This window comes from uncultured Agrobacterium sp. (genome assembly GCF_913777885.1).
Taxonomy (GTDB): Bacteria; Pseudomonadota; Alphaproteobacteria; order Rhizobiales; family Rhizobiaceae; genus Agrobacterium.
Genome location: NZ_CAJYTV010000003.1, coordinates 406,241 through 429,240, shown reverse-complemented (window position 1 = coordinate 429,240; position 23,000 = coordinate 406,241). Strand labels below are relative to the sequence as shown.

General features: G+C 56.9%; 18 protein-coding genes. 11 read left to right on the top strand and 7 right to left on the bottom strand.

Going from position 1 to position 23,000, the window contains the following annotated elements; all coding sequences use genetic code 11:
* The first annotated feature begins 75 nt into the window (after positions 1-75).
* From QZ869_RS03030 to QZ869_RS02995, 8 genes are all read left to right on the top strand, one after another.
* On the top strand, positions 76-720 hold the full coding sequence (locus QZ869_RS03030) for a 50S ribosomal protein L25/general stress protein Ctc (protein ID WP_296014585.1): 645 nt from the start codon (positions 76-78) through the stop codon (positions 718-720).
* A gap of 303 nt (positions 721-1,023) precedes the next feature.
* Positions 1,024-3,420 carry a bifunctional diguanylate cyclase/phosphodiesterase gene (locus tag QZ869_RS03025; protein WP_296102401.1) on the top strand — a complete coding sequence of 799 codons (2,397 nt, stop codon included), beginning with the start codon at positions 1,024-1,026 and terminating at the stop codon, positions 3,418-3,420.
* 22 nt (positions 3,421-3,442) lie between these two features.
* Positions 3,443-4,171, top strand: coding sequence for an ABC transporter substrate-binding protein (locus QZ869_RS03020; RefSeq protein WP_296085760.1), 729 nt, complete (start codon positions 3,443-3,445; stop codon positions 4,169-4,171).
* 93 nt (positions 4,172-4,264) lie between these two features.
* Complete coding sequence (gene pth / locus QZ869_RS03015; RefSeq protein WP_296102400.1) at positions 4,265-4,981, top strand: aminoacyl-tRNA hydrolase; 717 nt, start codon at positions 4,265-4,267, stop codon at positions 4,979-4,981.
* A gap of 156 nt (positions 4,982-5,137) precedes the next feature.
* Positions 5,138-5,737, top strand: a complete 600-nt coding sequence (locus QZ869_RS03010; protein ID WP_296040389.1) for an exopolysaccharide biosynthesis protein — start codon at positions 5,138-5,140, stop codon at positions 5,735-5,737.
* A gap of 112 nt (positions 5,738-5,849) precedes the next feature.
* Complete coding sequence (gene ychF, locus QZ869_RS03005) at positions 5,850-6,953, top strand: redox-regulated ATPase YchF (RefSeq protein ID WP_296014570.1); 1,104 nt, start codon at positions 5,850-5,852, stop codon at positions 6,951-6,953.
* A gap of 257 nt (positions 6,954-7,210) precedes the next feature.
* Entirely contained in the window at positions 7,211-7,666 is a 456-nt protein-coding gene (locus tag QZ869_RS03000) for a MaoC family dehydratase (RefSeq protein ID WP_296014564.1), read from the top strand.
* Positions 7,663-8,130: a MaoC family dehydratase gene (locus QZ869_RS02995; protein ID WP_296014561.1), complete on the top strand. Its 468-nt coding sequence runs from the start codon at positions 7,663-7,665 to the stop codon at positions 8,128-8,130. The genes QZ869_RS03000 and QZ869_RS02995 overlap by 4 nt, the downstream gene beginning before the upstream one ends.
* A 116-nt stretch (positions 8,131-8,246) precedes the next feature.
* Here QZ869_RS02995 and QZ869_RS02990 read toward each other — a convergent pair whose 3' ends face one another.
* The 4 genes from QZ869_RS02990 to petA form a co-directional block, all read right to left on the bottom strand.
* Positions 8,247-8,789: an adenine phosphoribosyltransferase gene (locus QZ869_RS02990; RefSeq protein ID WP_296014557.1), complete on the bottom strand. Its 543-nt coding sequence runs from the start codon at positions 8,787-8,789 to the stop codon at positions 8,247-8,249.
* Positions 8,790-9,109: 320 nt separating this feature from the next.
* Complete coding sequence (locus QZ869_RS02985; RefSeq protein ID WP_296078659.1) at positions 9,110-10,021, bottom strand: cytochrome c1; 912 nt, start codon at positions 10,019-10,021, stop codon at positions 9,110-9,112.
* Positions 10,022-10,042: 21 nt separating this feature from the next.
* Positions 10,043-11,326 (bottom strand): cytochrome b N-terminal domain-containing protein, encoded by a 1,284-nt coding sequence (locus QZ869_RS02980; RefSeq protein ID WP_296102398.1) that lies wholly within the window; start codon positions 11,324-11,326, stop codon positions 10,043-10,045.
* Positions 11,327-11,339: 13 nt separating this feature from the next.
* On the bottom strand, positions 11,340-11,918 hold the full coding sequence (petA, locus tag QZ869_RS02975; RefSeq protein WP_296014554.1) for a ubiquinol-cytochrome c reductase iron-sulfur subunit: 579 nt from the start codon (positions 11,916-11,918) through the stop codon (positions 11,340-11,342).
* Between the two features lie 310 nt (positions 11,919-12,228).
* On the opposite strand from petA, the gene QZ869_RS02970 reads away from it, so the two are divergent.
* Entirely contained in the window at positions 12,229-13,179 is a 951-nt protein-coding gene (locus QZ869_RS02970) for an endonuclease/exonuclease/phosphatase family protein (RefSeq protein WP_296102395.1), read from the top strand.
* Positions 13,180-13,542: 363 nt separating this feature from the next.
* Positions 13,543-15,867, top strand: coding sequence for a methyl-accepting chemotaxis protein (locus QZ869_RS02965; RefSeq protein WP_296102563.1), 2,325 nt, complete (start codon positions 13,543-13,545; stop codon positions 15,865-15,867).
* A gap of 158 nt (positions 15,868-16,025) precedes the next feature.
* Here the strand turns inward: QZ869_RS02965 and QZ869_RS02960 are convergent, their stop codons facing one another.
* The 3 genes from QZ869_RS02960 to QZ869_RS02950 form a co-directional block, all read right to left on the bottom strand.
* The gene (locus tag QZ869_RS02960; RefSeq protein WP_296102393.1) at positions 16,026-17,888 is read right to left on the bottom strand and encodes an ABC transporter ATP-binding protein; all 1,863 of its coding nucleotides are present in this window, start codon (positions 17,886-17,888) and stop codon (positions 16,026-16,028) included.
* A 239-nt stretch (positions 17,889-18,127) separates the two neighbouring features.
* Positions 18,128-20,056: a methyl-accepting chemotaxis protein gene (locus QZ869_RS02955; protein WP_296014716.1), complete on the bottom strand. Its 1,929-nt coding sequence runs from the start codon at positions 20,054-20,056 to the stop codon at positions 18,128-18,130.
* Between the two features lie 209 nt (positions 20,057-20,265).
* Positions 20,266-22,122 carry an ABC transporter ATP-binding protein gene (locus tag QZ869_RS02950; protein ID WP_296014540.1) on the bottom strand — a complete coding sequence of 619 codons (1,857 nt, stop codon included), beginning with the start codon at positions 22,120-22,122 and terminating at the stop codon, positions 20,266-20,268.
* Between the two features lie 414 nt (positions 22,123-22,536).
* On the opposite strand from QZ869_RS02950, the gene QZ869_RS02945 reads away from it, so the two are divergent.
* Positions 22,537-22,998 carry a tRNA (cytidine(34)-2'-O)-methyltransferase gene (locus QZ869_RS02945; RefSeq protein ID WP_296040408.1) on the top strand — a complete coding sequence of 154 codons (462 nt, stop codon included), beginning with the start codon at positions 22,537-22,539 and terminating at the stop codon, positions 22,996-22,998.
* The last annotated feature ends 2 nt before the right edge of the window (positions 22,999-23,000 follow it).

Here is a 23,000-nt window from a genome sequence, read left to right as displayed (position 1 = left end):
GGCGCAGGCGCCGCCCCAGTTCTCGTCAGGCTTTGCCTGTTTGAACTCTCCATATAACCTCGAAAAGGAAATGCCATGAGCAAAGAAACTTATGAGCTCAAGGCCGAGGCGCGCGAACGAGTTGGTAAGGGGTCCTCTCGTGAACTTCGCCGCAACGGTTTGATTCCCGCTGTCATCTATGGTGACAAGCAGGCCCCGATTTCTATCGCGATTTCGACCAACGAAATCACCAAGCGCATCCACGGCGGCGGCTTCATGACGACGATCGCAACGATCGACGTCGACGGCAAGAAGTACAAGGTTCTGCCGAAGGACTACCAGCTGGACCCGGTTCGTGACTTCACGATGCACGTGGACTTCCTGCGCGTTTCGGCAAACTCGAACGTCACTGTCGAAATCCCGGTTCACTTCATCAATGAAGACAAGTCCGAGATCAAGACCGGCGGCGTTCTGAACATCGTTCGCCACACGATCGAAGCCAACGTTCCTGCGAACCAGATTCCGGATGCGATCACCGTCGACCTCGAAGGTCTGAAGATCGGTGACAGCGTTCACATCTCGCAGATCAAGCTGCCGAAGGCCGTTACCCCGACGATCACCGATCGCGACTTCACCGTTGCAACGATCGTTCCGCCGGTTGTCGACGTTGTTGAAGACGACGCCGCTGCTGATGAAGCAGAAGCCGCAGACGCTGCGGAAGACGAAGACAAGTCCGAATAAGACCTCTCGGGTCGTTTCGAAAAAGAGCCCCGTATCGAAAGATGCGGGGTTTTTTTATGCGTGCTTTGCCGCGCGGCGCGTGACCGCCAGATCGATTGCAGGCCTAGCCGTGCGCGCTGAATTCAACAAACGATTAAGCATCCTGTGAAAGGATACCTAAAATCTTTGGCTTTAGAACCGCTATTGGAACCAACCTTGGAAGATAGGTGAATGTGATCGCGCAGTCGCGGCTATCTCGGCGCAATGTATCGCCCGAGCTTGAAGCGGGATTAAAGGCGCTCTGTGGAGTCGTAGAGAGGGTAGATGACCCATTCGGTGGAAAGGCGCTTTCTAGCAATCGTGTCCGGCGTCTTGCTGGCCATTGTCACACCGCTTTTTACGCTTCTGTTGTCTCTCTCCTATAGCGAGGCGACATCCAGCCAGGCAGACCGACTCGAAATTCTCATCGTGGCCAATGCACAGGCGCTGGGGCGTCCACTCTGGGACCTGGACGACGACAGTATCAACCAGATCACCGGAAATCTGATCACAGATCCGGCAATCTATATGGTCCGCGTCAAGGATAGCTTCGGCCAGTTGGATGTCACCCAGACATCCAGCACCCCCCGCACCGGCAAAATCTCCTCCATGAGCAGGGATATTTTCTACAAGAACCTGGACGGAGAAACGAAGGTCGGCACCATAAAGGTCTTCTTTCACAATATCAGTCTGTTCTCGTCTTTGAACGGGATCGCGCTTTCCTTTCTGTCGATCTTCGTTCTGGCGATATTGGCTGTTTTCGCCGCGGCAATCATCGGCAACCGGATGATGGTCATGCGCCCGCTCATGCGCCTTACGGCTGCGATCGAGGCGACGCGCCGACTGGGCTCCCGCCATCATGTCGATTGGCAATCAAGCGATGAAATGGGGCGGCTCGCCCAAAGCTTCAACGAGATGCAAACTCAGCTTGACCGCGAGGAACACGAAATCAAGCGGGCGCATCGGCGCACAGCGGAAATTTACAACCGTACGCCTGCCATGCTGTTCTCACTCGATCCGAACAACCGCATCGCAGCAGTCTCCGATTACTGGGTGAAGGCGACCGGCTACAGCCGTGAGGAAGCGTCTGGTTGCTGCTTCGAGGCGTTTCTCCATCCCGATGATCGCGAAAGCTTTCGCCAACGCCATCAAAACCGCGCTTCCGGCCCAGCGGATGATTCCGGCGCCGCCGAACTCACTGTCCGCTTCATCTGCGCCGACGGGCGGTCGATGGATGTGCTGATTTCCGAGAAAACATTGGAAACCAGCATCGAAGAGGCCAGCGCGGATATCTTGTGTGTCATGACGAATGTCACCGAACTTCGCCAGTCAGAACAGCGCAACGGCTTGCAGGCGATTTCCGATCATCTCACCGGACTGCTGAACCGTCAGGGCTTCGAGGCGATGTTGGATCAGAAAATTCTGACCGTCGATGCGACCGAGACCGAGCTTGCCTGCCTCTTCATCGACCTTGATCGTTTCAAGAACATCAACGACAATTTCGGCCATGCGGCAGGAGATAGTGTTCTCAAACAATTCGTCGAGCGTTTGAAAAGCGTCCTCCATCCCCAGGATTCGGCCTCAAGGCTCGGCGGCGACGAGTTCGCTCTGCTGCTGACCGGTAGCGACGCAGAAGAGCGCGCCTTGAAGCTTTGCGACAAGATCGGCGCCATGTTCAATGAACCCTTCATGGTCAACGGCCAAGGCATTCGTCTGAGTGCCAGCATCGGTGTCGCCATGTATCCCGAGCATGCCAGCAGCGCCTCCGAACTTTTGCAGCGCTCCGACCTTGCCATGTATACCAGGAAGCGGGCCGGCAAGAATGGTGCGCAGGTTTTTGATGCCGCGATCATGAACGAGACGCGCCAGCGGGCGGAGATCGAACGGGAGATCGAGCAAGCCATCGAGGAAAACTGGCTCGTAGCCCACTTCCAACCCATCCTCAACCTGACGACAGGCGCGACATGTGGCTTCGAGGCCTTGATGCGGCTTCATCATCCGCAAAAGGGTCTTCTTCCACCCGGCCCGATCATTCGCGCCGCTGAGGACAATGGTAGCATCAAGCGTCTCGGCAATATAATTCTTGAACAGTCGATCAGGAACCTTGCCGAACTCTCTGAAGTTCCAGGACTCGAAAACGCCTATGTCGCCGTCAATTTCTCCGCGCAACAATTCGAAACCGGGCTACCCACTCGTATTGCAGGCTTGCTGCACCGTTACGGCGTTATTCCAACGAGGCTTGTCCTGGAAATCACCGAAGCGGTTCTGATGCACGACGACCCGCAGGTCCGCGCAGTCCTCAACGCATTGGGCCAGCTTGGGTGCCGCATTGCGCTGGATGACTTCGGCACCGGATATTCGTCCCTGAGCTACCTCAACCGCTTCCCTGTCGACATCGTCAAGATCGATCAGTCTTTCACGCGCTCCATCAGCGATGACGCGCAGGATATCAGCAAGAAGAGCCGCATGCTGGTCGAAGGTATCAGCGCGATTTCGCACAAGATGAACTGCCTGGTAATTGCCGAAGGGGTGGAAACCGAAGAGCAGATGAAGATGCTGCAGGAGATTGGCGTAGACTGTGGTCAGGGCTATCTGTTTTCCAGACCGAGCGCTATAGATGTCCTCGCAGAAAAATACCGGACGTTCGGAGAGATGAGCAAGAGACTGAGGTCCGCGACATAAACGCTGCGTGAGGGGGGGAGCAATGTTACGACTTTGTCTTCTGTGGGCCGGATTGTCAGCCTGCCTGCTGGCGGCAACATCTGCCAAGGCGGAAAAATTGATCCTGTCGACGGAGTATTATCCGCCGTACAATGTGCGCGATGCAAACGGTCAGCCAAGCGGTGTCTACTGGGATCAACTGAAGATCATTCTGGAGCGAACCGGCACGCAATATGAAGCGACCGTCATGCCCTGGGCACGCGCAATGAAGCTGGCCGAAACCGCGCCGATGCATTGCGTTTTCGCTGCGGCCCGCACCGCAGAGCGTGAAAACCGCTTCAAATGGGTGTCGCCTATCCACACCGATCGCAACGTTCTGGTCGCACGCAAAGACCACGTCTTGAAGATCGCGACACTGCAGGATGCAAAGGCCTATACGATCGGAACCCAGCGAAACGACTATACGGAAGCGCTGCTGCGCTCGATGAATTTTCCGCGCATCGATGTCAGCGCGGACTTCAACAACACGCTTTCAAAACTGATCGCTGGCCGGATCGACATGATGCCCATGTCTGAAAGCGCCCTTAAAAATCTTCCTCAGCATGAACTCACAGAGGTCATCACCTTTAGCAAACAAAGGCTTGGCATGGCCTGCAACAAAAGCGTGCCGGACAGTCTCATCGAAAGAATGCAGAAAGTGCTGGATGATCTGATCTCCGACGGCACCCAGCGGCGCATCTATGAGAAGTACGGTCTGGTCATCAGCGAGTAAGCGGGCCGCTTTCGTTTCCTGCACAAAAAAGTTGACACTGGCTGCGTTTCGCGTTGGTGAGAAGACAACACTTGACTGAAACGGAATGCGTCCATGATCATCATAGCCGGTCTCGGCAACCCAGGCAGCCAGTATGCCGGCAACCGCCACAATATCGGCTTCATGGCCGTCGACGCTCTGCAACGCCTGGCGTCGTTCACACCATGGTCGAAAAAGTTCAAGGCCGAAATCTCAGAGGGCGAGATCGCGGGTGAAAAAATCCTGCTGATGAAACCGCTGACATTCATGAACCTCTCGGGCGAAGCCGTTGGCGAAGCGATGCGCTTCTACAAACTGAAGCCCTCCGACGTGATTGCTATCCATGATGAGCTTGACCTGCCCGCCGGTCGCGCCCGCGTGAAGATCGGCGGCGGCCATGGTGGCCATAATGGCCTGAAATCGCTCGATGCCCATTGTGGCAAGGACTATCGGCGCCTGCGCCTCGGCATCGGCCACCCGGGTGACAAGGACCGTGTTCACGGTCATGTCCTTGGCGATTTCGCCAAGGCGGACAAGGCGTGGCTCGAGCCGCTGCTAGACGCGATCGTCGATAATGCCGCCATGCTGGTGAAGGGTGAGGACTCCCAGTTGATGAACAAGCTTGCGCTTGCAACAGGCGCCAAGTCAGACGCTGACAAGCCTGCAAAGACGGCGAAACCGGCGGGACAGTCGCACATCCATCAGGCCCGCAATCATGCGCAGCCGAAAAAGCTGCCGGAAACCGGGCCTATGGCAGAGATGCTCAAAAGGATGTTCGGCAATAAGGATTGAGGCTTTCGAGCGCGTCAATAGAGGCTCGACGTCGGCGCGCGGTGACTTGAAACGACAAGCGCCGTCCCCATTTCTTTGCCATGACGCATAACGACCAATCCACCCTCATTTTCTACGACGCGGCGATCCATGGATAAGGAAGCGCCTCATAAAAGCATGGCAGCAGCCCTCAAGCATCTGCCCCATGGGCTTCCCGAGCGCGTGTCGCTCGATGATCTGCTTGACCGCCTGGGCGACAAGGCGATCGCCTTCGTGCTACTGGTCTTTGCCATTCCCGCTATCATACCGACCCCGGGCATTCCGGCAGGAATGATTTTCGGGACAGCGCTTGCCATACTGTCGTTGCAGATCATCTTTCGGGCGCGAAGACTTGTGCTGCCGAGTATCCTCGGCCGTCTCGCTGTCTCGCGCTCCATCATCGAACTGACGGCGGAAAAAGCAGCGCCCCGATTGGAAAAACTGGAGCGCCTGCTGAAGCCACGCGGTCATGTGCTGGCAAGATTTGCAGGGCAGACGCTGCTCGGCATCGTGATCTTCCTGATGGCCGTAATCATCGCTCTGCCCATTCCGTTCGGCAATATGCTGCCTGGCATCACCGTTCTGATCATCGCGTTGGCAATCGCCCAACGCGACGACCTGGCGTTGCTTGGCGGCCTCCTGATGGCGGTGGTGTCGCTGCTTGCAACGCTCGCCATCGTTTATGGCGGGTGGGCGCTCATCTCCAGCTGGTTTGGCCTTGGTCAGCCCGCGGCATAACAGGCAAAGGGCGGAATTCTCGTCCTTTGCGGCAACAAGGCTTGACCTTGTCCCGCCGTTTCCGCAAAAGGCTGGCAATCGAATTTTCAAAAGTTAAAGACAGGTTCAAGCCATGGGCTTCAAATGCGGTATCGTCGGCCTGCCGAATGTCGGCAAGTCCACACTCTTCAACGCGCTGACGAAAACGGCAGCAGCACAGGCAGCCAACTATCCCTTCTGCACCATCGAGCCGAATACCGGTGAAGTCGCGGTGCCGGACGCGCGCATGCGCGTTCTGGCCGATATTGCCGGTTCGAAAGAAATCATCCCGACACGCATCTCGTTTGTCGATATCGCCGGTCTGGTTCGCGGCGCATCCAAGGGTGAAGGTCTCGGCAACAAGTTCCTTGCCAATATTCGTGAGGTGGACGCTGTCGTTCACGTGCTGCGTTGCTTCGAAGATGACGACATCACCCACGTCGAAGGCCGCATCAATCCGGTCGGCGACGCCGAGACCATCGAAACGGAACTGATGCTGGCCGACCTGGAGAGCCTCGAGCGCCGCGTCGAGCAAACGCGCAAGCGGGCAACCTCGAAGGACAAGGAATCGCTGGCACAGCTGCCTGTCATGGAAGCCGTCATCAAGCTCCTCAATGAAGGCAAACCTGCACGTCTTCTTCTAAAGACGCTTGCCACCGACGAAATCGAAGTCCTCAAGGGCCTGAACCTCCTCACATCGCATCCGGTTCTCTACGTTTGCAACGTGGCGGAAGCCGATGCCGTGGATGGAAACGAGCACACCAAAGCTGTTGCCGAAATGGCAAAGGCGCAGGGTGCCGAATGCGTCATCATCTCGGCTGCGATCGAATCTGAAGTTGCCCAGCTTCCAGAAGAAGAATCCAAGGAGTTCCTGTCGGCGCTCGGCCTGGAAGAGGCCGGTCTCGACCGCCTGATCCGCGCCGGGTACCATCTGCTTGATCTGATCACCTACTTCACGGTAGGCCCGAAGGAATGCCGCGCCTGGACCATCGTTCGCGGCACCAAGGCACCGCAGGCAGCGGGCGTCATCCACACGGATTTCGAACGTGGCTTCATTCGCGCCTTCACGATCGGCTACGACGACTACGTCGCCTACAAGGGTGAAGTGGGCGCCAAGGAAGCCGGCAAGGGCCGCGATGAAGGCAAGGAATATGTCGTTCAGGATGGCGACGTCATCCACTTCCGCTTCAACACCTGACCGGTTTTCAGTACGGCAGATGCATGCCAGCAGTGTTTTGACGGTGCCGACATCACTGCACCGTCTCTCCAAAAAGCAAATCTGCTCGCTGTCCCATGTGGGCCCTGTCCAACGAAACAATCATGCCTCGACTCTTAGCGAGGCATCCTGCGGGTCTCGTTCGTCAGTTCTATCATGCCGAAGCTAATCTGACCTTTACGTAAAGGGAATATTGGCGTTAGCTTGTGTTCAACGTCACGGGACGGAGGAGTAAGCTCGTGAAATACAGTTTTGAAGATTTTGCCCCCGGGCGCAGTTTTCCGCTTGGACCAAAGACGGTAACGGCGGACGAGATCGTTGAATTCGCATTGGAATTCGATCCGCAGCCGATGCATCTCTCCGAAGAGGCTGGCAAGGCCAGCATTCTGGGCGGCCTTGCCGCGTCAGGTTGGCACACATGCGGCATGTTGATGCGCATGACTGTGGATAGCTACATCGGCCATTCAAGCTCCCAGGCGGGACTGGGCGTGGATTTCGTCGAATGGAAGAAGCCTGTTCTAGCGGGAGACACGCTGAGCGGTACATCTACGGTGGTTGAGCGTCGCGTGTCGAAGTCCAGGCCCGGGCGCGGCGTTGTCAAACTTCGCCACGAACTGCAAAATCAACACGGCGACACCGTCTGCATCGTCGAATTGAACGCCATGCTGGCGACATCGACGGAGGCAACGCCATGAAGTTCATCGAGCTATACCCTGTCGGTGAGAAACTGGAGCTGGGGACGATCCATTTCTCAGCGGAGTCGATCATCCGCTATGCGGAGAAGTTCGATCCTCAGCCATTTCACCTAAGCGAAGAAGGCGCCAAAAACTCCGTTTTCGAGGGCCTGTGTGCGTCCGGTTGGCAGACCAGTGCGTCATGGATGAAGTGCTTCCTCAGCTACTGGACGAAGGAAGTGAAGCGATTGACGAGCGAAGGAATCGAGCCACCGAAACTTGGCCCCTCGCCCGGCCTCACCAAGCTCAAATGGCTGCATCCGGTCTATGCTGGCGACGACATCACCTATTTCGCCACACTCCTAGCCGCCCGTCCACTGGCATCACGTCCCGGCCTGTTGTTGAACACGACGCTCAATGAAGGCGTCAATCAACGTGGAGAACTGGTGGTGACTTTCGAAAGCAAGGTGCTGGAATTCGAATAAGTTTTCGGCTCCAGATCATGTCGCGCAGCACGTTGGCAGGCGCGACATGCGGATTGAGAGAATGAACAACCTCTCGATTTTTTTCAAACAACAAGCGTGTTCGCGCAATGACATGATTAATGCCCTGCGAACTCCACGAGCGTGCGGACTTCAACGCCGAGGTCTTCCAACTTCTTGCGCCCGCCAAGATCGGGAAGGTCTATGACAAAGCAGGCGGAAACGATCTCTGCACCCATCTGGCGCAGCAGCTTGACAGCACCTTCCGCCGTTCCTCCGGTTGCAATCAGATCGTCCACCAGAATGACCTTCTCACCCGGTTGGACTGCATCGACATGCATCTCCATCTCGTCGACGCCATATTCGAGACTATAGGCCACGCGAACCGTCGTGTGCGGCAGCTTTCCTTTTTTACGGATCGGTACGAAGCCGGTGGAAAGCTGATGGGCCATCGCGCCGCCGAGAATGAAGCCACGGGCTTCAATACCAGCGATCTTGTCAACCTTGGTGCCCGCATAGGGCTGCACGAGCTCGTCGACGGCACGGCGAAATGCCCGAGGATTTCCGAGCAGGGTCGTGATGTCACGGAACACGATCCCAGGCTTGGGATAGTCGTTGATGGAGCGAATGGCGGCAGCAAGCTCCGAGGCGATAGTCGTCATGGCATGTCCAGTTGAAGTATCGGGTTGGAAGTTGGCGGCACCTTATCAACTTGATGTCCGTGAACCAACGAAAAAGGACTGGTGTTAGTCCGCACGTTAGCTCCCGGCGACCGCCGCGCACACACGTCTTGGAATGAGTAACTCAGAGAGCAAGGAACGACAGAGAGCTGGAAGCGCCTCATCGGCCCCTCGCCTCAACGTGGGCGGCACGACACGGACAGCCATCGTTCAAAATTCACGTCATCGAGCCCTTCCGCTATTGCATAGAAAAACCCCCACGGAAGACCGTGGGGGCCGTAAAACGCAGGTGCTCAAAGCTATCAGTGCTCTTTTCGCGAATAGACCGCCTTTTTCGTGAGATAGAGCAGCGCCGTGAAGATGAGCAGGAACACGATGACCATGAAGCCGGTGCGCTTGCGCTCTTCCAGATGCGGCTCGGCAGCCCACATCAAGAATGCGGAGATGTCTCTGGAGTATTGCTCCAGAGTCTGTGGCGTGCCGTCATCATAGGTCACCTGATCGTTGCTGATAGGCTGGGCCATCTTCAACGACGTCGCGCTGGCGAAGTAAGGGTTGAAGTGCGTGCCTTCCGGCACCTTGTAGTCCGAACCATCCGGGTTCTTGATGCCGGCTGGCGGCTCCTGATACCCCGTCAGCAAGGCGTGGATATAATCCGGGCCGCCTTCCTGATAACCCCCGATAACAGGGATCATGTCGATGATGAACTGCGGGAAGCCACGCTCCACGCCGCGTGCCTTGGCAAGCAGAGACATGTCCGGTGGTGCGGCACCACCATTGGAGGCAGCAGCCGCTTCCTTGTTTGGATAGGGCGATGGGAAGTGGTCGGATGGAACGGCCTTGCGGGTGAACATCTCACCATCGGCATTCGGACCGTCCTGCACTTCATATTCCGCCGCGAAGGCCTTCACCTGATCTTCCGAATAGCCCAGGCCGGTCAACGTACGAAAGCTGACCAGATTCATCGAGTGGCACGCGGAACAGACTTCCTTGTAGATCTTCAGGCCACGCTGGAGCTGGCCCTTGTCATATTTACCGAAAGGGCCGGCGAAAGACCATTTTTCCTCATGCGGTTTGAGGATCGGGAAATGCCCGCCCGCAATTGCATGGGTCGTCTTCGAGGCCAGATCGTCGTGGGCTTCCTCTGCTGCCGATGCTGCAGTAAATCCACCGAGAGCGGCAATGAGCGCGATGCCCGTTACAAGCTTCTTCATTGTCATCACTTTCTCCCGCACTCAGATCTTCACGCCGGCAGGCGTGCCGTTTGCCGCCTTGGCGTTCTTTTCAAGAACAGCCTCGGTGATCGAATTCGGAATGCGCCTTGGCGTCTCGAACAGGCCGAGAAGAGGCATGATGAGGAGGAAGAAACCGAAGTAGTAGAGCGTTCCCAGCTGCGACATCGTCACGTAGAGGCCTTCCGCCGGGCGCGAGCCGAGCCAGCCGAGCATGATGGAATTGGCAACGAAGATCCAGAAGAACAGCTTGTACCAGGGACGATAGACCGCAGAGCGAACCTTGGAGGTATCGAGCCATGGCAGGAAGAACAGCACGACGATCGCGCCGAACATCACCAGAACGCCGCCGAGCTTGGAATCGATCGGACCGATATTGAAGGTGATGGCACGCAGCATGGCGTAGAATGGCAGGAAGTACCATTCCGGCACGATGTGAGCCGGCGTCTTCAACGAGTCCGCCATGATGTAGTTGTCTGGGTGGCCGAGGAAGTTCGGCATGTAGAAGACGAACCAGGCATAGGCGATCAGGAAGATCGATACGCCAAGCGCATCTTTAAGCGTTGCATAGGGCGTAAACGGAACCGTGTCCGTCTTGCTCTTGACTTCGACACCCGTCGGGTTGGTCTGGCCGGTCACATGCAGCGCCCAGATGTGCAGGATAACGACACCGGCGATCATGAAGGGAAGCAGGTAGTGAAGCGCAAAGAAGCGGTTCAGCGTCGGCTGATCAACTGCAAATCCGCCGAGCAGAAACTGCTGGATCCACTCGCCGACCAGCGGGAAGGCGGTGAAGAAGCCGGTGATAACGGTCGCGCCCCAGAAGGACATCTGACCCCAAGGGAGAACGTAGCCCATGAAGCCGGTCGCCATCATCAGAAGGAAGATGACGCAACCGAGGATCCAGAGGATTTCGCGCGGCGCTTTGTAAGAGCCGTAATAGAGACCACGGGCAATATGCAGATAGACCGCGATGAAGAAGAAGGACGCGCCATTGGCATGCATGTACCGCAGCAGCCAGCCATGGTTCACGTCGCGCATGATCTTCTCGACGGAGGTAAAGGCGACCGTCGTTTCGGCAGCATAATGCATGGCAAGCACCACGCCCGTCAGGATCTGCACGATCAGCATGACGGCAAGCATGGCACCGAAGGTGTAAGCGTAGTTCAGATTGCGCGGAACCGGATAGGCCACGAAGCTGTCATAGATCATACGCGGTAGCGGGAGGCGGGAATCGACCCATCTTTCGATGCCGGTCGATGGCTGGTAACTGGAATGACCACTCATTTCATCTGTCCCCTTATCCGATTCTGATCACGGTATCGGATGTGAATGCGAAGGTCGGAATATGCAGGTTTTCCGGCGCCGGACCTTTGCGAATGCGGCCCGCCGTATCGTAGTGCGAGCCATGGCAGGGACAGAACCACCCGCCGAAATCGCCCGCCTGACCGAGCGGAACGCAGCCGAGATGGGTACAGGAACCGATCATGACGATCCAGTTTTCCTTGCCCTGTCCGGCCGAACGATCGACGTCGGTGGCCTGTGCATCGGGTGCAAGGTTGGCGTTACGGGCAACCGGGTCCTTCAACTGCGCCAGTTCCACGGCGTTGGCTTCCTGGATTTCCTTTTCCGTGCGGTTGCGAATGAAGATCGGCTTTCCGCGCCACTTCACGGTCAGAGACATGCCGGGTTCGACGCTGGCAACATTGACCTCGATGGACGCGAGAGCGAGCGTGGAGGCATCCGGGCGCATCTGGTCGATGAAAGGCCATGCGACGGCGGCGGCGCCGACGGCACCAGCCATACCCGTTACAAGATATAGAAAATCGCGACGGGTGGGTTCACCCGAGGCGTCATGGTCATTTACGTGCTCGCTCACCGCTACACCATCCTCTGCGCTAATTTCGTTGAAAATCGCATGAGTCCTCCCGCTCCGATTTGATCCAAGACAAACTCCATCCCCAGGGTCTCGGCCATGCTTGCGCGAAGACAAAATCGCGCTTGATATGTGTGATCGCAAAATATGCCCGACCTTGGCAAGAGGAAAGCACATAAAGCTGCCGCAATTTTGCCCCGCCCGACATTTTTTCGTCCGTTTTTCTCGGCCGACTGTCGATCCTGCAACATTGTGTGTTTGAGTGGCCCATGCTAATCGACATGCGGGAGAGCGAAGAGACGGGAATTTACGCGTGAAACCACGGCTCACCTGCATCGCCTCGACTGCGATCATTGCGGCGCTTTTTTCCATAAGCTTCAGATATATCTATGATTTCTGGCTGCTCGCTTTCGTCACCAGCTTCCAGCTTCATATAGCGCTTCTGGCGTCGTTTGCCTCGGCAATCTGCCTTTGGGCATTGCGCTCGCGCCTGTTTGTCGCCCTTCTGGCTTGGTCACTGGTTCTCACGGCGCATGGCGTCATCATGCAGCAGGATTTCTCCACAGACGGGATTTATTCGTCATCGGCCAAGCCGTTCAGGCTGTTGTCCTTCAATGTGCTGAGAGAAAACCGCAGAAGCGCCGAATCAATTGCCGATGCCATCGTCGCCTCGCAGGCGGACGTGGTCTACGTCATGGAAGCAGCGGCCCTGCGGAACGTCCTCCCCCGGCTTTCCCAGACCTATCCCTATCGTCTGGGTTGCGGCATCGCTGTCAGCGACTGCGATCTTCTGATGCTGTCGAAAAAACCGCTCATCGATGGCAAGATCGGCAGCCTCAGCTACGTCAGCCAGGAACGTGCAGGCCTTGCCCATATCGACCTTGAGGGCTTAACGCTGACGCTTGCCCAGGTTCATCTGACAAAACCGTACTTCGACAAATATCATAGCGAAGAACTGAGCAAGCTTTCAGACATACTGGGCCAGATAGAGGGCCCCCTCATTCTCGGTGGTGATTTCAACTCCGCCAGCATCGTCCCCGATATGCGGGAGTTCATGGCGCAAACGCGCCTCGAGAAAGCGCCGTGGGAACCGGCAACATGGCCGATCCGCGCCGGACGCTTCGGCATCGCCATCGATCATATCTTCGCTCGCAAGCCAGCGACGCTGATGAGCGTCAAGCGTCTGCCAGACAATTTCGGCTCGAACCATTACGGGCTGATTGCCGATTTCATGATTGCTGCCAAGACAGTCGACGGCGACTGATACCTCGCCCTATTCGAAAATCATCGACACTCAAAGTATATCGCGCGAAATTTAAGTATTTCCTGAAATTTACTTATTCGAGGATCGGCACAGCTCACTTTTGCTGCCCCCGCCCGAACGTTCGAAAAACAGGCACAAATCCAGGCAACGTCCGTCTTACTTTTCGTCCCAAACAAGGAAAGTGAATCCTAATCTCGTCCCATTAAAACAAAGAATGACGACCCTGCGCTTAACAATACGCAATACAATTAATTATTTTTTTAAAAATTATAAGTAATAAATACTCCGTAATATCGTCTCATGCCTATGTGTTCAGCTTAGACGAATGTAGAAATTGTTTACCCATCCTGGGAGAGTTCTGTGCTGGTTCCAAAAACTGCAATTGCCCGAAATATGTTTGCTATTGTCGCCACCGGGGTTGCAACCACCGTAGCAACGGCAAGCATTCTGCTTTGGATGTCGTATCGCACGGTCGAGGAGCGTTCGGTCTCGGAAATGGTTGCCAATGCCCATTCCAGCGCCGAAAAAGTGCAGACCCATTTTGCCAGCATCAAGACGCTCGCCTGGAACATGCGGTCCTCGCTTTACGCAATGAAGCGGACCGGCACGCCGAGCCGCGATGGCATGACGGCATTCATGGAACGTCTTCTTTCGGACAACACTGCATTCGGCCTCAGCACGGGGTGGGAGCCCAATGCGTTCGACGGCAAGGACGCAGATTACGTAAACAAGCCGGGTCACGACGCTACGGGTCGCTTCATTCCCTATGTCGCGCGCGTCGATGGTAAGGTCACGCTCATGCCGCTGGTCGATTACGAAAAGCCCGGCGATGGCGACTACTATCTGGTGCCGAAGTCGAACGGCAAGGACATGCTCACCGAACCTTACGACTACAAGGTCGGTGACAAGGTGGTCAACATGACCTCCTTCATGACGCCGGTGATGATTGACGGCAAGTTTGCTGGCGTCGTTGGCGTCGATAGCGCGCTCGACGCCCTGGCCAGCGAGATGGCTAAGTTAAAACCTTTGGGAGCGGGTTATGTCGCACTGCTGAGCCAGAAGGGCAATATAGTCAGCCACCCAGACAAGGCTACGTTGGGCAAGGCGCTGAAGGATTCCGGTCTGGATGCTCAGGCTTGGCAGGCTTTGATCGCCAATCCGGAAAAGCCGCTGGAGATCGCCGACAAGGATGGTACGCCCTATCTCTCGGTCGCTGTCCCGGTTCCACTTGCTGAAGGCGCCACATGGTTTACCGTCGTCAGCGTTCCGAAAGCTGTCGTCTTTGCCGAGGTCACATCGCTTGCTATAACCTCCATCATCATCATCGCGACTGCCGCCGGGCTAATGGTTGTCGTGGGCTGGTTGCTGGCAACGCGCATGCGCAAACGTCTGGACAAAGTTATCGTAGCCACCAGCGAAATCGCTCGCGGCAAAACGGATGTCGATCTCTCGCAATCAGTTCACAAGGATGAAATCGGCGAGATGGCCCGTTCGCTTGCTGTGCTGCGCGATGCGACCCTCGCCAAGACCCGCCTGGAGGCCGAGGCCGAACGTGACCGCGCAATAAGCGAAGCAGAACGTCGCGAGCGCGCCGAAGAAGCTGCCGAGCGCGAGCGTCAGACGCGTGCAGCCGTCGAAGCGCTGGCCGAAGGCCTGAACAAGCTCGCGGAAGGTGACATGACCCACAGGATCGATACCGCCTTCGCAGGCTCCCTCGATCAACTACGCCATGATTTCAACGCCGCAGTGATGAAACTCCAGGCCGCGCTGCGCTCGGTTGGCGATAACGCCAATGCGATCCGCGCCGGTTCGTCGGAAATTCGATCGGCCTCCGACGATCTGGCCAAACGTACGGAACAGCAGGCGGCCTCTGTCGAGGAAACCGCGGCAGCCTTCGAGGAAATTTCCACGACACTGCGTGATGCCACCAAACGCGCCGAAGACGCAGGCGTGCTCGTCGAGCAGACAAGGCTCGGTGCGGAGAAGTCGGGAGCAGTCGTCCAACGTGCCGTGGACGCGATGTCCGGCATCGAGGCCTCGTCTAGAGAAATTTCCAACATCATCGGCGTCATCGATGAGATCGCCTTCCAGACGAACCTCCTTGCGTTGAACGCAGGTGTGGAAGCCGCACGTGCTGGCGAAGCAGGCAAGGGCTTTGCCGTCGTTGCCCAGGAAGTGCGCGAACTGGCGCAGCGCTCTGCCAATGCCGCCAAAGAGATCAAGGCGCTGATTACCAAGTCTGGAACCCAGGTGACATTGGGTGTGGAACTTGTTGGTGAGACCGGAAATTCCCTGCTTCAGATCATCAACCAAGTTCAGGAAATCGATCGGAACGTCACAGCGATCGTCTTGTCGTCACGCGAACAGTCGACGGCCCTGAAAGAAGTCAGCGAAGCGGTGAACAACATCGATCAGGCAACGCAGAAGAATGCTGCAATGGTGGAAGAACAGACCGCCGCAAGCCATTCGCTCGCAAGCGAGGCAGATGAGCTGAACCGGCTGATATCGCAGTTTCGGATCGAGAACACCCAGGTTTCCGAAGCAGCACGTCCGGTCGCCGCCTCAGCAACGGAACATCGCCCCATCGCCTCCGCTGCCCGCGCACTCGGCAGCCGTCTCGCCAGTGCCTTTGGCGGCGGGAGGGCCACAGCTTCCAATGCGGCAGCAAAAGAGTGGGAAGAATTCTAACATCTTCAAAACAGAGCAGCAGGGCGGGCGCCTCGAGCGACCGCCTTTTTTTTTGCTCATAAGATAGTGGCAAAGCTTGAAAGAGAATGGAAGTCATGACGCAGCGGAGCCCCATCTAACCGACGCGTCTCGGACGCCCGGGACTGGGACTCGAGATCTTACTCTCCTTCAGCATCTAGAAACCCACCCGACTGGCGCGCCCAGAGCTCCGCATAAAGCCCGCCACTTGCCACCAGTTCGCTATGGGTCCCCTGCTCCACAATCCGCCCGGCATCCATTACCACCAGCCTGTCCAGTGCCGCGATCGTTGAGAGACGATGCGCGATCGCCAGTACGGTCTTGCCCTTCATCAACTCGTCGAGGTTTGTCTGGATCGCCGCTTCCACTTCAGAATCGAGCGCGGACGTCGCCTCGTCCAGAATGAGGATCGGCGCGTCTTTCAGCATGACGCGCGCAATCGCGATACGCTGCCGCTGGCCGCCGGAGAGCTTCACGCCGCGTTCACCGACATGCGCGTCGAAGCCGCTGCGCCCACGCTGATCCTCCAGACGCGCAATGAATTCGTCCGCCTCGGCGCGTCGGGCGGCCTGCAGCACCTCTTCCTCCGTCGCATCCATGCGACCAAACATGATATTGTCGCGAATGGAGCGGTGGAGAAGAGATGTGTCCTGCGTGACCATGCCGATATGGGCGCGAAGGGTTTCCTGCGTCACATGGGCGATATCCTGTCCATCGATCAGAATGCGTCCCTGCTCCACGTCATAGAAGCGCAAGAGGAGGTTGACGAGGGTCGATTTGCCGGCACCTGATCGACCAACGATGCCGACCTTCTCACCTGGCGCAATCGTGAGATTGAGGTGGTCGATCACCCCTTTGCCACGGCCATAGTGGAAGCTGACATTATCGAAATGGATGCTCGGCACTGTCACCTTCAACGGCTTCGCATCGGTGGCATCGACGAGACCGATCGGTTTCGAAATCAGCTCGGCGGCGTTCTGCACGGTTCCAAAATTGCGCATGATTCCGTTGAACTGCGTCATCAACCGTCCGAGCAGGAAGTTGAGCCGCAAGACGAGCGCGAGCGTGAAGGCCACCGCGCCAGAACTGATCTTGCCGGACAGCCAAAGATCGATGCAAAGTGCAGCCATAGAGGTGATCATGATGCCGGAGAGCAGCGCCATCGATGCCCTCACCCCGGTAATGAAGCGGGTGAAGGTCATGGTCGTGCGCTGAAAGATGTCGAAGCCCTGCCGCATGTAGCGGTCATTGGCGTCGTCCCGACCGAACAGGCGTAGCGTCTGGATGTTGCCATAGGCATCCACCATGCGTCCATTCAGCATCGAAGCGGCTTCCGCAGTTTGCTTCGAATGATAGCGGATGCGTGGCACGAAGTAGCGTGCGAGCATGGAAAATACTCCCACCCATACCACGACGACAAGACCAAGTCGCCAGTCCAGCCCGCCGATCAGGAAGAGCATCGACACGGAATAAATGCCGACGAACCACACGCTTTCCATCAGCGACGTCACAAGATCGCCGGCCGCCTGCCCGCCGGACCACACCTTGGTAACGATACGACCGGAGAAATCGTTCTGAAAGAAGCTCAGCGATTGCCGCGCCACATGCATGTAGGATTGCCAGCGCACCAGATTATAAAAGCCCGGCGTGATGATCTGCTGATCGACGAGCGCCGTCAGCATGGTGACGACAAAGCGCACGACGGCGATCAAAAACAGCATTCCGATCAGTTCGTAGCCGTGGCTGGAGAGCAGACCGGACCATCCGTCAGCGGGTTTGACGGTGGACAGAATATCCACAAGCCGCCCGACAAACCAGAAGAGTGCTGCCTCGATTGCCGCGGTCAAACCACCAAGCACCAGCATGGCGAAGAACGGCGCTTTGGCTTGCCTAAGATAGAACCAGATGAAACCGAACGTGTCTTCCGGCGGCCTCAGATCGTCCTTGCGGGCGAACGGTTCGATCCAGTTCTCGAAGTAGCGGAAAACTTTTGTGATGATCATATTGATTGTATAGGCGGACTCTTGAGAGGGGCAAAGAACAGCGTCAATTATATTTTGGTAATGCGGGCCACATCATCTCAGAACACGTCTGCATGAGAAGCGCGATACGGGACATACGGCGCTTCAATGAAAAAGGGCGGGAGATGTTCCCGCCCAAGACATCGGTACGAAAGATCGAAATCGATTTCGCAATGGCACGAAGCTTTACGATATGCTGCCCGTGCGAGGTAGCGCTCAGGTCAAAACTCGGTCCAGTTGTCTGGTGCTGCAGCTGCTGCTGCCGAACTCCTGCCCGAAAAGGCCGAGGCAAGCCGCTGGCCGAGCGCTCGTGCCGGAGAAGTTTGGCCCAGTTGACGAGGTGCCTGCGCGGGCTGCGCTACGATGCGCGTTGCCGATCCATCGTCGAGCTTGAACTGTGACAGAAGCTCCATGAGCGACGCAGCCTGCGATGCAAGACCGTAGGAGGCGGCGCTCGATTGCTCGACCATTGAGGCATTCTGCTGCGTGCCCTGATCCATCTGGTTGACGGCAGAGTTGATCTCGGAAAGGCCGGTAGACTGTTCTTTAGCTGATCCGACGACCGCCGCCACGTTTCGGTTGATCTCCTGTACTTCGGCAACGATGGTCTCAAGCGCTTGGCCGGTCTCGCCCACCAGATCCACACCGTCGCGCACCTGCACACCGGACTTGGTGATCAGAGCCTTGATTTCCTTGGCAGCACTCGCCGAGCGTTGGGCAAGCTCGCGAACCTCCTGCGCGACAACGGCAAAGCCCTTGCCGGCCTCACCAGCCCGTGCAGCTTCCACACCGGCGTTCAGGGCCAGAAGATTGGTCTGGAAGGCGATATCATCGATCACGCCGATAATATTGCTGATCTCGTTCGACGAATTTTGAATTTCCGTCATGGCGTTGACGGCTTTGCGCACAATTTGACCCGAACGCTCGGCACCGGCACGGGTTTTTGCAACCAGTTCGCCAGCCTCGCTCGCCTTGACAGCCGAGTCCTTCACCGCCGTCGTCACCTGTTCCAGCGCTGCGGCAGTTTCCTCGACCGACGCCGCCTGCTGTTCGGTTCGTCTTGCAAAATCGTCCGTGGCCGAGCGGATCTCCTTGGCACCTGCATCGATCATCCGGGCATTTTCACCGACTGAGCGAAGCGCTGCCTGCAGTTTCTCGACGGATTGATTGAAGTTGACGCGAACGCCGTCCAATTGGCCGACGAATGGTGTCTCAAGTCGGAATGTCATGTCGCCATTGGAAAGATGCGTCAGTCCGTCTGCCAAGCCGTCAACCGCAAACTTTACGGCAGCGGCTTCCTGCGCCTTCTGTTCCTCACGGGCTCGGCGTTCTTGCTCGCTCAGGTGGCGATTGGCATCGGCTTCCTTTTCAAGCCGCTCGCGCTCCAGTGCGTTTGTTCTGAACACCGAAACGGCAGTCGACATGTCGCCGATCTCGTCCGCACGCGAACCATGCGGTATTTCACGGGCCGTATCGCCAGCGGCAAGCGCTTTCATCGCATTCGTTATGTCAGTGACTGGCCGGGCGATACGGAACAACGACAGGAATGCCGCACCGATGGCGATAATGACCACCGCTACGACCGCGGCAATCGTCGTTTTCATCGCCATATCGGACGTGTCTTCCAGTGTCTGGTACGACTGTCTCGCCAGCACCTTGTTGGCAGCAATCAAAGCGTCGATGCTCTTGGTGGACATGTCCGCGGCAGGGTTCATTTTCTCTGTGCGCAGTGCGACCGCTTCGTTCAATTTGGAAGCAGCAAGAAGATTAGCAACGTCACCGCCGGTGCGCTCGTAATCGCCGACAGCCTTCGAAAGCTCCCCGAAGATGCGCTTCATTTCCGGAACCACGACCGTGGAGCCATAGGCGTCGAACGCCTTTTGCCTTGTCGCGATTGCAGCCTGGATGGACGCCGACATAGCATTGACCTCTTCGGGCGTCCGCGTACTGAGAAGAAGGGCATATTGGCGTCGGACGTCGCCAAAACTGCGGTCCATGTCGCTGATGAGAAGCGTACGCTCCATACGGTTCGCAAGTCCCGAACCCTCTCTCTCCATCACGCGCATGGAATAGATGGCCAACCCGCCCTGTATTGCCCCCACGACAATCAGTACGCAGAAAAGAACGGGCAACAGCACTTTGATTTTCATATTGAATAAACGCACGATATCCCCCGATATTAGGCCGCACAGCCTCTGCGAAACATACGCACGCGATAATAAAGAATATTATTAAACAAGAAGTAATTGATGAATGCCAATTTAGGGAGAGATTCCTTAAAAAATGGCCCGCGATCCTTCGAGCGCGAGCCATATACTTCGTAATACTTATTACATCAGGAAACGGTTATAAACGCTTCTTATTCCCCTGCCTCTTTCATCGCCGGCTCCTCGTCCGCGATGAAGCCGCCGGACTGGCGCTGCCACAGATCGGCATAGATGCCGCCATGGGCCACCAGTTCGGAATGCGTGCCCGCCTCAACAATCTTGCCCTTGTCGAGGATGATCAGCCGGTCCATCTCGGTCAGCGTCGAGAGCCGGTGGGCGATCGCAATCACCGTCTTGCCTTCCATCAGCGCGAACAGGTTTTCCTGGATAGCCTGTTCGACTTCCGAGTCCAGCGCCGAGGTCGCCTCATCGAGGATCAGGATTGGCGCATTCTTCAGGAACACACGCGCAATCGCGATCCGCTGACGCTGACCGCCGGAGAGCTTGACACCGCGTTCGCCGACCTGGGCATCGAGACCCTGGCGGCCATGCATATCAACCAGCGTTTCGATGAAGTCCCAGGCATTGGCGCGCTTGGCGGCAGCGATAATCTCCTCATCGCTTGCACCGGGATGACCATAGGCGATGTTGTCGCGAATGGTGCGGTGCAGAAGCGAGGTATCCTGCGTCACCACGCCGATCAGGCTGCGAAGACTGTCCTGTGACACCTTTGAAATATCCTGCCCGTCTATGGTGATCCTGCCGCCCTCCAGATCGTAGAAGCGCAACAAGAGGTTCATCAGCGTCGTCTTGCCTGCACCCGAGCGCCCAACGAGACCGACCTTTTCGCCCGCCTTGATGTCCAGCGTCAGCCCATCGATGACACCTTTGTTCTTTCCGTAGTGGAAACGGATATCGTCGAACAGGATCGCCCCCTTATGCGCGGTCAGCGTCGGCGCATTGGCAGCATCAACAATGTCATGCGGCTTGGTCATCATCGACATGCCATCATAAACCGTGCCGATGTTCTCAAATAGCGCGGTAACTTCCCACATGATCCACTGCGACATGCCGTTAACGCGCATGGCAAGGCTAATGGCAATTGCTACCGAACCCGCAGTAACTGAGCCCTGCATCCAGAAATACAGGCCAAGCCCCGCCGTCGAGAACATCACGATCGCATTGTTGATGTCGATCAGCATGTTGAAGCCGGAAATCTTGCGCATCTGGCGGTGAACGGTTCCGAGGAAGACGTCCATGCCCTCACGCGCATAGACCTCCTCGCGCCCCGCATGCGAGAACAGCTTGATGGTGGAGATGTTTGTGTAGCTGTCGACTATGCGACCCGTCATCATGGAACGCGCATCGGCCTGCTCCTGCGCCAATCGGCCGAGCTTCGGCACGAAATAGGTCAGGATGCACAGATAAAGCCCGAGCCAGATCAATAGCGGGATCACCAACCGCCAGTCGGCAGCCGCTACCATGAACAGCATCGAGATGACGAAGCTGATCGCATAGACGAAAACGTCGATGATCTTCAGCGCCACTTCACGGATGGCAAGCGCCGTCTGCATGACCTTGGTCGACACGCGTCCCGCGAACTCATTGGCGAAGAAGGTCATGGAATGGCGCAGCAGATAGCGATGCATCCGCCAACGCGCGATCATGCCGAAATTACCGGCAAGCGTCTGGTGCATGGTCATGGTGTGGATCGAACCCATCAATGGAAGCGCGATCAAAACCAGCGCTCCCATACCGACGAGATGCCAGCCCTCATCCGCGAAGAAGGTCTCGCGGTTGGCGGTGGACAGCCAATCGACGATGCTTCCAAGAAACTTGTACAGCATAGCCTCGGCAATCGCGATGCCCATAGACATCAGGCCAAGCAAAAGCAGCCAAGGCCATGCCGGCTTCACGTAATGCCACATGAAGGCGATCAGCGTCTTCGGCGGTGTCGACGGCGTGGACGAAGGGAATGGATCAAGTCGTTTTTCAAACCAGCCAAACATGAGGCTAAGCTCCGAATAGAATACCCCGAAAGAACATGCGCAATGGACGTGAAGCGCCAAAGCCAGAACGGGAAAACACATGGAACGTGGCCGTAACAGCCACATGACGAAATTTTAAATCGGAAAAGTGCGGGAAACCCGCAGAGACACACCTAGGCCTGAAGCGGCATCACAAAGGCCGGGAGGCGATATCGATTGTACTGATGCATCTGAACCTCCTATGGCTGGTGTTGAAGATGAGGCCTTGTAGCTTAAAAACTAAACATTGACCAGATGGAAACGACCACAACCGAAAGATTGTGTCGCTCAAGAGCTGGGTTGTGGCGCTTGGGTGACAGGCACAATGGCCCATGGCTGTTCATAACGATTGGTCCATGCTAACGCCGACCCCTCATCCATCATAGGAACACCATCATGCCGGACATCAGGATCGCTCTTTACCAGCCCGATATTCCAGGTAACACCGGCACGATCCTGCGGCTGGCGGCCTGTCTCGGCCTTGGCGTCGACATCATCGAACCGGCAGGCTTCGATATTTCCGACCGCAACCTGAAGCGGGCGGGAATGGATTACATCGCTGCAGCGGCCCTCACCCGCCACGTCAACTGGGAACGGTTCGAGGAGTGGCGCGCCGCAACCGGCAGGCGTCTTGTGCTGGCCTCAACGAAGGCTGCGCTACCCTACACGAAGATCGACTACCGACCGGACGACATCCTGCTCTTCGGCCGCGAAAGTGCCGGCGTGCCCGACCATGTCCATGACAAGGCTGACGAGCGCGTTCTGATCCCTATGGTGGAAGGTCAGCGCTCCATCAATGTCGCCGTCTCGGTCTCGATGATCGCCGGGGAAGTTCTTCGTCAAACATTCTGGCCATAACT